This window comes from Lysinibacillus sp. NPDC058147 (assembly GCF_042884205.1).
In the GTDB taxonomy this organism is placed as follows: domain Bacteria; phylum Bacillota; class Bacilli; order Bacillales_A; family Planococcaceae; genus Lysinibacillus.
The window spans coordinates 628,253-640,279 of sequence record NZ_JBHVUJ010000001.1; the positions used below are offsets into that span (position 1 = coordinate 628,253).

Here is a 12,027-nt window from a genome sequence, read left to right on the forward strand (position 1 = left end):
GAACAGAACGTCACCTCCTAATTATGAATAAGTAAAAATAAAGATTGCATAAGTGCAATACTTTCGGGTGAAACATTTTTTTTAATCTTTTCAATATATTTATTGTCTTGTTTGTTTATTTGTTCAAGTAGAGAAGTTACATCCTGCATTTTTACACGTAGCATTTGCACATCGATTTCTTCATGCGAAGTGTTTAGTTCATGTTGTATTTCTATGAGTGAAAGACCTTGTTGTTTGCGTTGCTCAATAATATGAAGTCGTTCAATCATTGTAGGGGCATAGTAGCGATAATTGGATGCAGAACGTTCGGCTTCTAATAAGCCAATATTTGTATAATAATCGATTGTTCTTTTGGTAATACCTGTTTTTTCTGCAAGCTCGCCAATTTTTAATTTCTCTGTCCCAATGAAAACACCTCCAAACCATCACGTGATACTTTGATTATAACTTGCTGGTTTGGTCAGTTTCAAATAAGAGAGTCCAATATTTCTAAATTGTAAGATTTCTTTTTGTGAAAAGGCTTATTGGCCGAAGAATCCTACATCATTTAGTAGGGCATAATTATTTCTTTAGGATGTTTTCTCAAAGATGTTGTTTCTTCACTTAATAGTGCAAGTTAGGTGGAGAAAAATTGGAACATCACACCATTCCGTTCGTCTTACTATAAAGCAAATTGGATTATTAAGATTAAAAGGTGAGGACAGTGTGCTGTATGAAATTAATCGTGAGGATGAAATAAATAATATAAACTCCTTTCGCCCTCTAAAGAACTGCCACTGGGCGAGATTATTTTAGGCGAAGATGTTATATTTATATTTTGGACATAAACATAATACAGTTTTCTATTCTGAGCTTATCAACGGTCGTTTTTATTTATTCTACAGACGATTTAAGAATAAAATAAAGGGTAGTAATAGCAACGATTGAAATTTGCTACCTATAATTTATATAATGTAAATCGTTACAGTGTATATGGAGGTTATTATGAAGAAGGTATTTAAGCTTATCACTATATTGCTCGCAGCAGTACTTGTTTTTTTCCTCTGCCTACACTTACTTATCGTGTCTCAAGGCAAAGATACTGCGAAAGAAAATGCAGACTACCTCATTATTTTAGGTACACGTTTATCGGGAGATCAACCGTCTAGTCTACTGTTCGAGCGCATCAAGACCGCAGCTGCTTACTTAAAAGAAAATCAAAATACAATTGCAATCGCTTCTGGTGGTCAGGGGCAGGACGAAATTGTGTCGGAAGCTTCTGTAATTAAAGAATCATTAATGAAATTAGGTATTGATGAAAAACGAATCATCACCGAATCCAATTCTACTCGCACTCTTGAAAACTTTCAGTATTCGATGGATTACATAGGCAAAGATTCCACAGTTGTAGTTGTAACAAACCGATTCCATCTTTATCGAGCCGAATCCATTGCTGAAGATTTAGGACTTAACGTTACCGGCTTACCAGCTGCAACACCATCTGAATTTCGTATTAAGTACTACTCTAGAGAATATTTAGCTATCGTGAAGTATTATTTAGAAAAAATACATATCCTCACCTAGCATCACAGAATAACAGCCTAGAATAAGATGCAACTAGACAATGACACTAGTTAAATTGTGATTTACCGAAAATACTAAGAAATTATTTTTTGGCAATTTGTGAATTAATAAACTTAAACAAACGGGGAGCTCTAGTTAATTTTTCGATTACGAAATAAAGAACAAAAAGACAGAATTTAATCTACACGTGTAGATTAAATCTGCCTTTTTTTTATAACAGTAACAATCTTTGAGAAAACAGCCTTGTAAAAGCTTACGAAGCTTCTTCTTGTAAATATGTATCATATAGGTGATGAAGTGCATCCTCACCAGTCATTTCTAGAATCGTTTCGTCATTAAAAATAAGTGTTATATTTGTGAGAGCGCTATCAATTTTATTATTCTCAAAAGTGCACGTAATCTTTACTACACCTGTTTCTGCAAGTTGTTTTTTCATTGTATCATCCCATGGCTGTTCAGAAAATAGTGGTGCTTGCCATGTGCCTCTCACATGAAGCTCTCTTTTTTCAGCGTCATAATCCCAGCGTACGTCACGTAAAATAGTTTTAAACAGGTCATTAACCGTAAAAGATGTATCTTTATAGTTAATGGCAATTGCTCGTATAGCATGTACATCACGACCAACTGCACTGGCTGCAGTTTCTGCTGCTGAATTTATACCTGAAACCGCTTCTTTAATTTCAGATAATCGATCACCACAGCCAGCTAGCGGCGCGCAAAGACATGTTATACAAGCTACCTTTGTCATCCATCTCACATGTAGTCCCTCCAGTATTGCAAGTTGTTACTACTATATTAACGAAAAGAAAACTGTGAAGAAAGGGCATGAAGGCGGCAGATTGTGACGGTTTTTCAACGATGCGACCTCCACTAGAATGTTCGAGAAATTGGAAGTTTAAGTATCTGAAAATTTAGTAAATTTAAAAAGGGAGTGGTTTGTGATGAAGATTAATGATGAATTACTTGAGCGATTAGGAACTTATTTCGTGTACCATGCTGTTTATGAAAATTATGGCATTACCTTTGAAAATTTTGTGGAGCGATGGTTACGAGGAATACTTGATGTATAAAAGAAGAGTCGTGTTCATTTATTGAACACGACTTTAATTGTTTATTTAAAATAGTTTGTGATAAATTGATTGGCTTCTTGCCAGTTATAAACGCGTACGACATTGTCTGGGATAGCAAGACGATTATACGGAGTGTCAAATAATACGACTGGTATTTTTAATTCCTCCGCAAGCATAACCGCATTATCATGCTTATCCTCAAAAAATGCCTCAACATCATACTTTTTCGCAACGGAAATCTTATCGTGACTACCGATGAGCTCAATATGATCGTACGGAATAGATTGTGATTTAAACCAATTTACCGTAACATCTGATACATTCTCACCACGAGCAGAGATGTAATAAAGTTCGTAGTTTTCTTTCCACGTATTTAAAATATCTTTCGCATCTTTCGCCGCTTCAGATACTTCGTACATAAACGGTTCATTTTCTTTAAACCATATATTAAATGCTATAGGATCAACGGGGTGGGGAAATGCTGATAAAAAATCATATTCGCACACATCGTCAAGTGTAATATTTACATTGTATTGTTTATTGATATGTGGAATGAGTGTACTAGGACATGTCACTGTTCCATCGATATCAATTCCGAAACGGGGCTTTTTCATGCTAGCACCTCCTTAGGCGTTCGCTTTTTCTGCTTCTTCAGCCGCGCGTTTTTCTGCCATTTCAGCAGCTAATTTATCGATTTCTTTTTTCAGCTCTTCTACCATTGTTTCTTCAGGCACTTTACGAACTGTTTTGCCCTTCATAAATAGTAAACCTTCACCACGAGCACCAGCAATACCGATGTCGGCTTCGCGTGCTTCACCAGGACCGTTAACAGCACAACCAAGAACAGCTACTTTTAAAGGTACATTAAGTTTAGAAATATATTCTTCTACTTCATTGGCAATTGAAATTAAATCAATTTCGATACGACCACATGTTGGGCATGAAATTAGGGTTGCCATATTTGAAGCAAGACCGAATGATTTTAATAGCTCACGTGCTACTTTTATCTCTTCCACAGGGTCTGCAGATAGTGAAATACGCAACGTATTACCAATTCCTTTTGAAAGGATTGCACCAAGGCCAGCAGCTGATTTTACCGTACCAGCAAATAATGTACCTGATTCAGTAATTCCTAAATGTAGAGGGTAATCAAAGGCTTTAGACGCTTTTTCATAAGCTTCAATCGCTAGATTTACGTCTGATGCCTTCATGGATACGATAATATCGTGGAAGTCCAAGTCTTCCAAAATTTTAATATGGTGAAGGGCAGATTCTACCATTCCGTCTGCAGTAGGGTAACCATATTTTTCTAAAATATGACGTTCTAATGAACCAGCGTTTACACCGATACGGATTGGAATACCTTTAGCCTTAGCTGCGTTAACAACAGCCTCTACTTTTTCTTTACGCCCAATATTACCTGGGTTAATACGAACTTTATCGATACCATTTTCAATTGCTTTTAATGCTAATTTATAATCAAAGTGAATATCAGCTACTAATGGAATGTGGATACGTTTTTTTATTTCTGCAATCGCATCAGCTGCACGTTCATCTGGAACTGCGACGCGAACAATTTGACAGCCTGCTTCCTCTAGACGAAGAATTTCTGCTACTGTTGCTTCGACATCATGTGTTTTTGTTGTACACATACTTTGAATGAATAATTCATTACTACCACCAATTGTTAAGTTACCGACACGCACGGGACGTGTATTCGTACGGTGACAAATTTCACTCATTAACTTTCTCTCCTTTTCGGGCCATACTTTCGACCGTCACTGACATTTATTTTAGCAGTGTAAGAAAATAAGGACAAGGAAGAAACGCTAACTTTTCATTTTCCGCATTTGTTTTCAAATTCAAATGACAGTGGAAGCTTAATATTTTCACCAGGAACAAGAGCCTGTAATTGTAAGTGTGGGTTTAATTTATAAAATAGTTGTAAACGTTCAGGAAAGGTCATGGGTACTTTGGCAGGATGAAGTGCAAATAAACTGTGAATGGTATCGCCTTGAATAGTCTGTACAGTGATATAATCTGGCTCTTGCTGTTTTTCACAAAGGGCGTTTTCTGTATTTTTCGGAGAAATGGCAGCAAAATGTAATGAACCTTCTGTTAAATCTACTTTCACGACAAAAGCAAAAATAATGATAAAAGCTGTTAATACTAAAGCACGCAAAAAATCCCCTCCTTTTCTACACTATATTTAGAAGAGAGGGGAATCATGCACATTATTTTGTGTTTGGTTGTTTTGGATACTTTGTCATTGCAACGATTAGTAGAGTCACTGTTAAAAATAAAGAGAAAACAGAAATAATTGTGCTGTTAATTGGTAGATAATCTGATAGCATACTTATTAGAATTGCCCAAGTCATAGCAAATGTTGTAGTACGCCAAATATGACGGTATTCTCCACGACGTTTCATGACTTTTAAGATCAGTAGACCTGCCAAGGCATAGAGAGCAATCTGTGCAAAAATAAGCATCGTTGTAAAAACAAAAAGCATAATGAATGTCACGGGATACAATACCCATTTAACGCCTTCTATGTATTCAGTTATACCAGTTAAACTATTCATATCAAATGTATCAACAGACATACCAGCCGTAAAACGACCAAATGAGAAAACTGTAACAACAGTAATTAGAAGAAAGGTATATTGGATGACTTTTCCAATAGGTAATAATCGATAGGCAGCAAGTTTTTTGGGATGAACTAAGCTATCCATAAATAGTTGTGAGTGTTTCATAAACATATCTCCTCCAATCGCTATTCTATCATGTTCAACTTTGACAAGATATGAAATTAGTAATAATAACTGAGAATACGATGATGAAATGTTAATATTGTGTAAAGAAGTTAAAGGTTTTCTTTACTTTTTTTATACTATCATTTAAAGATTAGGAATAGAGTAGTAGAGACGTAGGAATTGGAGCGAATACAATTGACAATAGATTGGCAAAACATACTGTTTCAATTTTTAGGCGGTTTAGGAGTCTTTTTATTTTCCATTAAATTCATGGGGGATGGGCTCCAAAAATCGGCAGATGATCGACTGCGTGAATGGTTGAATCGTTTTACAACAAACCCTTTAATGGGAGTGTTAGTAGGCATAATTGTGACGATTTGTATCCAGTCGAGCTCTGCAACGACAGTGATTACGGTTGGGCTAGTGAGTGCAGGGTTTTTAACATTGCGTCAAGCAATCGGTGTCATCATGGGGGCCAATATTGGAACGACAATAACCGCATTTATTATTGGTATTAATATCGGCATTTATTTTTATCCGTTATTGGCGATTGGTGCAGGGCTGTTATTTTTCTTTAAGAAATCGACATATCAGTATATTGGACAAATATTATTTGGCTTTGGGGGATTATTTTTAGGATTAGAGTTAATGAGTGCGAGTATGCAGTCACTTCATCAATTAGCGGACTTTGAATCATTAACGATTCATCTAAGCAACCAGCCCATTGTAGGGATTTTTCTTGGGACAGTTTTTACATTGCTTGTCCAAAGCTCAACAGCGACTGTTGGTGTGCTACAGGGCTTGTATGCTGAGCATTTAATTGGCTTAGATAGTGCTTTACCTATATTATTTGGTGAAAATATAGGCACGACTATTACGGCAGTATTGGCTTCACTTGGTGCTTCAATATATGCTAAACGTGCGGCAGCGGCACATGTGCTATTTAATATTATAGGTACGATTATTTTCATGGTGTTCTTTACACCATATATGCATTACGTTCAGTGGGTAAGCGGGTTATTCCATCTAGAAGCAAAAATGCAAATAGCGATAGCGCATGGCTCATTTAACATTATTAATATGATGATTCAGCTGCCATTTATCGGAGGGTTGGCTGTACTTGTCACGAAGTTAGTTCCTGGGCACGATGGAAATATTAATGTAACAACGAAGCATTTAGATCCTTCATTCATTGATTCTTCTCCAGCGATTGCACTTGGACAAGCGAAAGAGGAAGTGTTACGTATGGGGGAGCATGCCCTTCGTGGTTTAGAAGAAACATTTTTATATATGAAAACAGGTGAAGCTACTCATATTCCCACAGTTTTACAATTAGAAGTAGCTCTCAATCATTTAGACAAGGAAATCACGAATTACTTAGTGATGGTGTCTAAGCAACCACTTTCTCGTGCAGACTCAGTAAGACACCATACACTTCTAACAAATGTACGAGACATTGAACGGATTGGCGATCATTTTGAAAATATTTTAGAGCTTTTACAATATAAAGATCATCACGAGGTAACTTTAAGTAAGTCAGCACGACAAGATTTAATAGGTATGTTTAGCTTAGCGGTTGAAGCTGTACGAAAGAGTATAGCGGCTCTGGATACAGCAAGTTTGAGCTTGGCACAGGAAGTAACTGAGCTCGAAAGTTTGATAGATGATATGGAAGATAAGCTAAGACAAAAGCATATTGCGCGCTTAAATACAAATGAATGTAATGGAGCGGCGGGAATCGTCTATACGGATATCATTAGCAATTTAGAACGTATAGGAGATCATGCTGTAAATATAGCTGACTCTATTTTAGGAATTCGACATTAAATCAATTTCGCCTTGGCGTAATTGCTGCTGTCGCTACGCTTTTTCGCGCGGAAAACATTTGTAGCTGTCGCTTCACTTTCGCTACAGGAAACATGTGTAACTGACGTTGCACTTACGATACAAATACATCCGTTGAATGAAGATAAACGAAACTTTTAGCTTTGTGAATCCGTATGAAAGGCAATGCACGATAAAGGAGAGAATTTTTATGGAAGTTGTTGGCTGGATCTTAGTGATTGCCTGCTTTATTATTTCATTTGTTGGATTAGTGTACCCGATAATTCCAGGTGTGATTTTTTTAATCGGTGGTTTTTTAGTATATGGATTATTTTTTTCATTTGCAGAGCTAAGCTGGTTGTTTTGGGCGAGTGAGATTATATTTGTTGTCATTTTATTTGTTGCTGATTCTGTAGCCAACGCCTTTGGTATTAAAAAATTCGGTGGTTCAAATGCTGGTATGTGGGGGAGCACCATTGGTTTATTAATTGGTCCCTTCGTAATTCCGGTTGTAGGTATATTAGTTGGTCCATTTTTAGGAGCTGTGATTGGAGAATTAATCGTAGAGCGTCGTACATTTGGAGAGGCTGTGAAAAGCGGTGTTGGCTCACTTGTTGGCTTCTTAACATCAACACTTGCAAAAGCAGTTATTCAAATCGTTATGATTGTCGTGTTCTTTATAGCGATATAATTTCCTTCTATAGTTTAACTATTTAAATTCCTTCAGCAGGTGTCCAAACATCCGTTGAAAGAATTTAAAAGCCTCCGGACGCAATTATGCCGAGGCATAATTAATAAAATAACAGGGAAGTATAGTAATCGTATTGGCTTTTCAGTCAAAAGGCTGAAATCTTCAATTTGAAGTATTTTTCGTTGAATGGTTTGACCAATTTTGATAATCTAAGAATGTATTAATTATTTCTTTACTTTAGGGAGGAACTTAACAATGGCTTACGAATTACCACAATTAACTTACGCTTATGACGCATTAGAACCACATATCGATGCAAAAACAATGGAAATTCACCATTCTAAACACCACAATACTTATGTAACAAACTTAAACGCAGCAGTAGAAGGCACTGAATTTGCTGGAAAAGATCTTAACGATCTTATCGCAAACATTGATGCTCTTCCAGCTGACAAACAAACTGCTGTACGTAACAACGGTGGCGGACATGCTAACCATACATTATTCTGGGAAGTAATCGCTCCAGGCGGTTCAAAAACTCCAGTTGGCGAAGTTGCAAAAGCAATCGATGCTAAATTCGGTTCTTTCGATGCATTCAAAGAAGAATTTGCAAAAGCTGCTACAACTCGCTTCGGTTCAGGTTGGGCTTGGTTAATCGTTGATGGTGACTCAGTTGCTGTTACATCTACTCCAAATCAAGACTCTCCAGTTATGGAAGGTAAAACTCCAGTCCTAGGTTTAGACGTTTGGGAGCACGCTTACTACTTAAACTACCAAAACCGTCGTCCAGATTACATCGGCGCATTCTGGAACGTAGTAAACTGGGATGTAGTAGAAGCTAAATTCCAAGCTGCAAAATAATAATTATTATTTAACTTTTCCGATTCCGGACGCAATTATGCTGAGGCATAATTGATTTGAAGGCTATGTCAATGGTGATGAGTCACCGAGGCATAGCCTTTTTTGCTGTTTTTTTATTAGGTTCTAAAATCTTATGAATATAAGGTGGAGGTAAATTTTCCAACGCTCCTAAAATTGGCAGTAAATCAACTGAAAGGGAGGGGGATCGCCGAAACTTTTTGAAGCTTCACATTGTATCTTACTCTCCTAATATTTAATGTGAAAATTATTTTTCTAGCAATCGCCAAAAAACAGAAACTTTTCAACTTAAAGTGCCGTCAAATAAATGATGTTTTCAAGCATAAATTCGCAAGTGCATGCTTTCCTGACGTACCTTCGAATGGTATACTAAATATCGTGTGTATTTAAATTGTAATTAGATGAGGAGGGGAATACATATGCGCAAAGCACCGGGAAAAAATCGCGCGACGAGTGTTAAAGCAAAACATCACTCTAATTTAACATTTCGTATGAATGTCCTTTTCTTTGCTATATTTATCGTATTTTCGATGCTAATTTTTAGACTTGGCTATATGCAAATCGTAAAAGGGGAAGAATATGTACGCGATTTAGAGCAAAAAGAGGAAGTAGCTGTTAATACAAGTGTGCCAAGGGGACGTATGTATGATCGATACGGGCGTATTTTAGTGGATAACCAACCAGAAAATGCTATTACGTATACGAAAATGTCGACGACAACAACAAAGGAAATGTTAGAAATAGCCGAAAAGCTGGCACAATTGATTGAACAGCCAACGAAGCGTGTTACATTACGTGACAAACAAGATTTTTGGATTATAAAAAATCATGACGAAGCCTATGCAAAAGTAACAGAGAAAGAAAAAAAGAAAATTAGGGCACAAGAAAATGTAACGGAAAGTCAAATCAATGCACAGATAGATAAACTTGTTCGTGAACGAATCACAAACGAAGAATTATTGCAATTGAAAGAAAAGGACTTAGAAGTACTAGCAATCTATCGAGAGATGGTATCAGGCTACAATTTATCACCGCAAATTATTAAGAGTGAAAATGTATCTGCCGATGAATTTGCACGTGTCTCTGAGCGTTTAACTCAGTTACCAGGCGTTAACACAACAACTGACTGGAAGCGTTTGAAATTGTCATCACTGGCTATCTTAGGACGCACAACAGTACCAGCAAAAGGGATTCCAAAAGAAAAGCTGAATTATTATTTAGCTCGTGATTATTCACGAAATGACCGTGTTGGTGAAAGTTATATTGAAGCGCAATATGAAGATTTACTGCAAGGACAAAAATCAGTTGTTAAAAATATTACGAATAAAAAAGGACAGGTAATCGATACCGTTACAACCTATGAGGGTGAGCCTGGTAAGGATTTAAAACTTACAATTGATAGTGAGCTACAATTAGAAACAGAAAAAATTGTCGAGCGTGAATTGCTTAAATTAAAATCACAAGGGGGTTCGCGACTACTTGATCGTGCCTTTTTAGTAATGATGGACCCGAATACAGGCGATATTTTATCAATGGTTGGTAAGAAGATTGAGAAAAATCCTGAAACAGGGAAAAATGAAGTCGTCGATTATTCATATGGTACCTTTACAACAGCTTATGAGTCTGGCTCTGCGGTTAAGGGAGCAACATTACTAACTGGGTATAAATTAGGAGCTATTAAGCCAAGTACTGTATTAGGGGATGAACCGATTCATTTATTAAATACACCAGTAAAAAAATCTATTTTTAATCATGGTGGCTATATTTCAATGGATGGTTTAAGAGCCTTGGAGCAATCTTCTAACGTTTATATGTTTAAGACAGCTTTGCTTATTAATGGAACTCCATATAGCTATGGCATGCCACTTCGCTTAAAAGACGATACATTCCCTAAAATGCGTAATTCTTATGCACAATTCGGGTTAGGTGTAAATACAGGGATTGATTTACCAAATGAATTTAGTGGCGTACAAGGTCCAACTGGTCCAACCTATGGGGGTAAAGCACTCGACTTAGCGATTGGGCAGTATGATACGTATACACCGTTACAATTGACACAATATATCTCGACAATCGCAAATGGCGGCTATCGCATTCAACCACATGTTGTGAAAGAGGTACGTGAGCCATCAAAAGATGGGCAATCGCTAGGACAATTAGTGACGGAAATAGGACCAACAATTTTAAATCAGATTGATAATTCAGCAGATGAAATTAACTATGTCAAACAAGGGTTACGTCGTGTTTATACGGGTTCGCAAGGTACTGCGCGAGGTCAATTTGCAAATGCACCGTATACAGCAGCAGGAAAAACAGGAACAGCTCAGGTAGTATATTATGGACCTTTAAAAGAGTATTATGGTACGGACACACTTACCGTTACTCATGTTGGCTTTGCTCCTTATGAAAATCCTGAAATTGCCTATGCTGTTGTCATTCCGTGGGCAACGACTTATACAGGTGCACATTTATCAAATAATAATGTTATTGCTAGAGAAGCTGTAGATAAATATTTTGAGTTAAAAGCAAAATATAAAGCTGAAAAAGTAACAGATAGTGATGTAAAACAACCAATTTTACCAGCTGTTACTAATGACAAAATTGGTGAAGACGAGCAAAAATAGGAGAAACCGCTAGTGCATTTCAATGCCTAGCGGTTTTTTTATAGTTTCAGAGTATTATTGAATACCCAAGAAAAAAACACGGTATGAAAGATCACAATTTCATACCGTGTTTTATTAATTTTTATATACAAGACTAACTATACAGATAATTGTTGGATAGCTATTTCAAATTGTTGTTTCGATTTTATTCCATAAAGCTCTATATTATTACAGAAATAAGACTCTACCATAAAATCAACGGCTTCCTGTAGAGTAAATTCCCGATGTTCCATAACGAGTGTTAAATATGTTTTAAAGTAATCGGCATTTGGTACTTTTGCATGCTTAACCACAAAGTCAAACTCCTCTTAAATTATTTCCTGACACAATTGATTATTATAGCATCTTTCCAATAGGAAGCAAGTTTTATCTTCATTCACCTCTTAAGATGGTGAGATGAATGCGGATGTGGTTTTTTCGATGAAATACACCTACTGAAATAGAGGAACTCAGTCTAAGAATCGCCACGTCCTGTGGCAATTTATTTGTAGCGAAAGCGAATCGACAGCACAATTACGCCTGATGAAATTGATTGCAATTGTAAATTCATCTTTACAATCGTTTACAAAGCATTACATTCCTTT

Annotated in this window: 13 protein-coding genes; 6 read left to right on the plus strand and 7 right to left on the minus strand. The window is 36.6% G+C overall.

All coding sequences use genetic code 11. From position 1 onward, the window contains the following. Positions 1 to 17: 17 nt before the first annotated feature. Positions 18 to 407, minus strand: a complete 390-nt coding sequence (locus ACFVT8_RS03050) for a MerR family transcriptional regulator (protein ID WP_387224230.1) — start codon at positions 405 to 407, stop codon at positions 18 to 20. Positions 408 to 984: 577 nt separating this feature from the next. On the opposite strand from ACFVT8_RS03050, the gene ACFVT8_RS03055 reads away from it, so the two are divergent. After that, entirely contained in the window at positions 985 to 1,563 is a 579-nt protein-coding gene (locus tag ACFVT8_RS03055; RefSeq protein WP_387082010.1) for a YdcF family protein, read from the plus strand. A gap of 253 nt (positions 1,564 to 1,816) precedes the next feature. Here the strand turns inward: ACFVT8_RS03055 and ACFVT8_RS03060 are convergent, their stop codons facing one another. Continuing rightward, entirely contained in the window at positions 1,817 to 2,311 is a 495-nt protein-coding gene (locus tag ACFVT8_RS03060; protein WP_387082545.1) for a hypothetical protein, read from the minus strand. Between the two features lie 193 nt (positions 2,312 to 2,504). Between ACFVT8_RS03060 and ACFVT8_RS03065 the strand changes: the two genes are divergently transcribed. After that, complete coding sequence (locus ACFVT8_RS03065; RefSeq protein ID WP_256469430.1) at positions 2,505 to 2,633, plus strand: hypothetical protein; 129 nt, start codon at positions 2,505 to 2,507, stop codon at positions 2,631 to 2,633. Between the two features lie 41 nt (positions 2,634 to 2,674). On the opposite strand, the gene ACFVT8_RS03070 is transcribed toward ACFVT8_RS03065, so the two are convergent. The 4 genes from ACFVT8_RS03070 to ACFVT8_RS03085 form a co-directional block, all read right to left on the minus strand. Then, positions 2,675 to 3,247, minus strand: a complete 573-nt coding sequence (locus ACFVT8_RS03070; protein ID WP_387082009.1) for a 5' nucleotidase, NT5C type — start codon at positions 3,245 to 3,247, stop codon at positions 2,675 to 2,677. Positions 3,248 to 3,259: 12 nt separating this feature from the next. Then, positions 3,260 to 4,375: a flavodoxin-dependent (E)-4-hydroxy-3-methylbut-2-enyl-diphosphate synthase gene (ispG, locus tag ACFVT8_RS03075; protein ID WP_387082008.1), complete on the minus strand. Its 1,116-nt coding sequence runs from the start codon at positions 4,373 to 4,375 to the stop codon at positions 3,260 to 3,262. Positions 4,376 to 4,470: 95 nt separating this feature from the next. Further along, positions 4,471 to 4,815: a hypothetical protein gene (locus tag ACFVT8_RS03080; RefSeq protein WP_387082007.1), complete on the minus strand. Its 345-nt coding sequence runs from the start codon at positions 4,813 to 4,815 to the stop codon at positions 4,471 to 4,473. A gap of 52 nt (positions 4,816 to 4,867) precedes the next feature. Beyond that, positions 4,868 to 5,386 carry a DUF1189 family protein gene (locus ACFVT8_RS03085; RefSeq protein ID WP_387082006.1) on the minus strand — a complete coding sequence of 173 codons (519 nt, stop codon included), beginning with the start codon at positions 5,384 to 5,386 and terminating at the stop codon, positions 4,868 to 4,870. 195 nt (positions 5,387 to 5,581) lie between these two features. On the opposite strand from ACFVT8_RS03085, the gene ACFVT8_RS03090 reads away from it, so the two are divergent. The 4 genes from ACFVT8_RS03090 (at position 5,582) to ACFVT8_RS03105 (ending at position 11,404) form a co-directional block, all read left to right on the plus strand. Beyond that, the gene (locus ACFVT8_RS03090) at positions 5,582 to 7,213 is read left to right on the plus strand and encodes a Na/Pi cotransporter family protein (RefSeq protein ID WP_387082005.1); all 1,632 of its coding nucleotides are present in this window, start codon (positions 5,582 to 5,584) and stop codon (positions 7,211 to 7,213) included. A gap of 208 nt (positions 7,214 to 7,421) precedes the next feature. Then, positions 7,422 to 7,901, plus strand: coding sequence for a DUF456 domain-containing protein (locus tag ACFVT8_RS03095; protein WP_370081597.1), 480 nt, complete (start codon positions 7,422 to 7,424; stop codon positions 7,899 to 7,901). A 255-nt stretch (positions 7,902 to 8,156) separates the two neighbouring features. Continuing rightward, the gene (locus tag ACFVT8_RS03100; protein ID WP_387082004.1) at positions 8,157 to 8,762 is read left to right on the plus strand and encodes a superoxide dismutase; all 606 of its coding nucleotides are present in this window, start codon (positions 8,157 to 8,159) and stop codon (positions 8,760 to 8,762) included. A gap of 437 nt (positions 8,763 to 9,199) precedes the next feature. Further along, on the plus strand, positions 9,200 to 11,404 hold the full coding sequence (locus tag ACFVT8_RS03105) for a peptidoglycan D,D-transpeptidase FtsI family protein (protein WP_387082003.1): 2,205 nt from the start codon (positions 9,200 to 9,202) through the stop codon (positions 11,402 to 11,404). A 137-nt stretch (positions 11,405 to 11,541) separates the two neighbouring features. Here the strand turns inward: ACFVT8_RS03105 and ACFVT8_RS03110 are convergent, their stop codons facing one another. Next, the gene (locus ACFVT8_RS03110) at positions 11,542 to 11,736 is read right to left on the minus strand and encodes a hypothetical protein (RefSeq protein ID WP_387082002.1); all 195 of its coding nucleotides are present in this window, start codon (positions 11,734 to 11,736) and stop codon (positions 11,542 to 11,544) included. Positions 11,737 to 12,027 lie beyond the last annotated feature (291 nt).

Bases quoted from the DNA above. Each gene is read 5' to 3' on its own strand.
- ACFVT8_RS03055 (WP_387082010.1), top strand. From the start codon at position 985: ATGAAGAAGGTATTTAAGCTTATCACTATATTGCTCGCAGCAGTACTT.
- ACFVT8_RS03060 (WP_387082545.1), bottom strand. From the start codon at position 2,311: ATGACAAAGGTAGCTTGTATAACATGTCTTTGCGCGCCGCTAGCTGGC.
- ACFVT8_RS03065 (WP_256469430.1), top strand. From the start codon at position 2,505: ATGAAGATTAATGATGAATTACTTGAGCGATTAGGAACTTATTTCGTG.
- ACFVT8_RS03070 (WP_387082009.1), bottom strand. From the start codon at position 3,247: ATGAAAAAGCCCCGTTTCGGAATTGATATCGATGGAACAGTGACATGT.
- ispG (WP_387082008.1), bottom strand. From the start codon at position 4,375: ATGAGTGAAATTTGTCACCGTACGAATACACGTCCCGTGCGTGTCGGT.
- ACFVT8_RS03085 (WP_387082006.1), bottom strand. From the start codon at position 5,386: ATGAAACACTCACAACTATTTATGGATAGCTTAGTTCATCCCAAAAAA.
- ACFVT8_RS03095 (WP_370081597.1), top strand. From the start codon at position 7,422: ATGGAAGTTGTTGGCTGGATCTTAGTGATTGCCTGCTTTATTATTTCA.
- ACFVT8_RS03100 (WP_387082004.1), top strand. From the start codon at position 8,157: ATGGCTTACGAATTACCACAATTAACTTACGCTTATGACGCATTAGAA.
- ACFVT8_RS03105 (WP_387082003.1), top strand. From the start codon at position 9,200: ATGCGCAAAGCACCGGGAAAAAATCGCGCGACGAGTGTTAAAGCAAAA.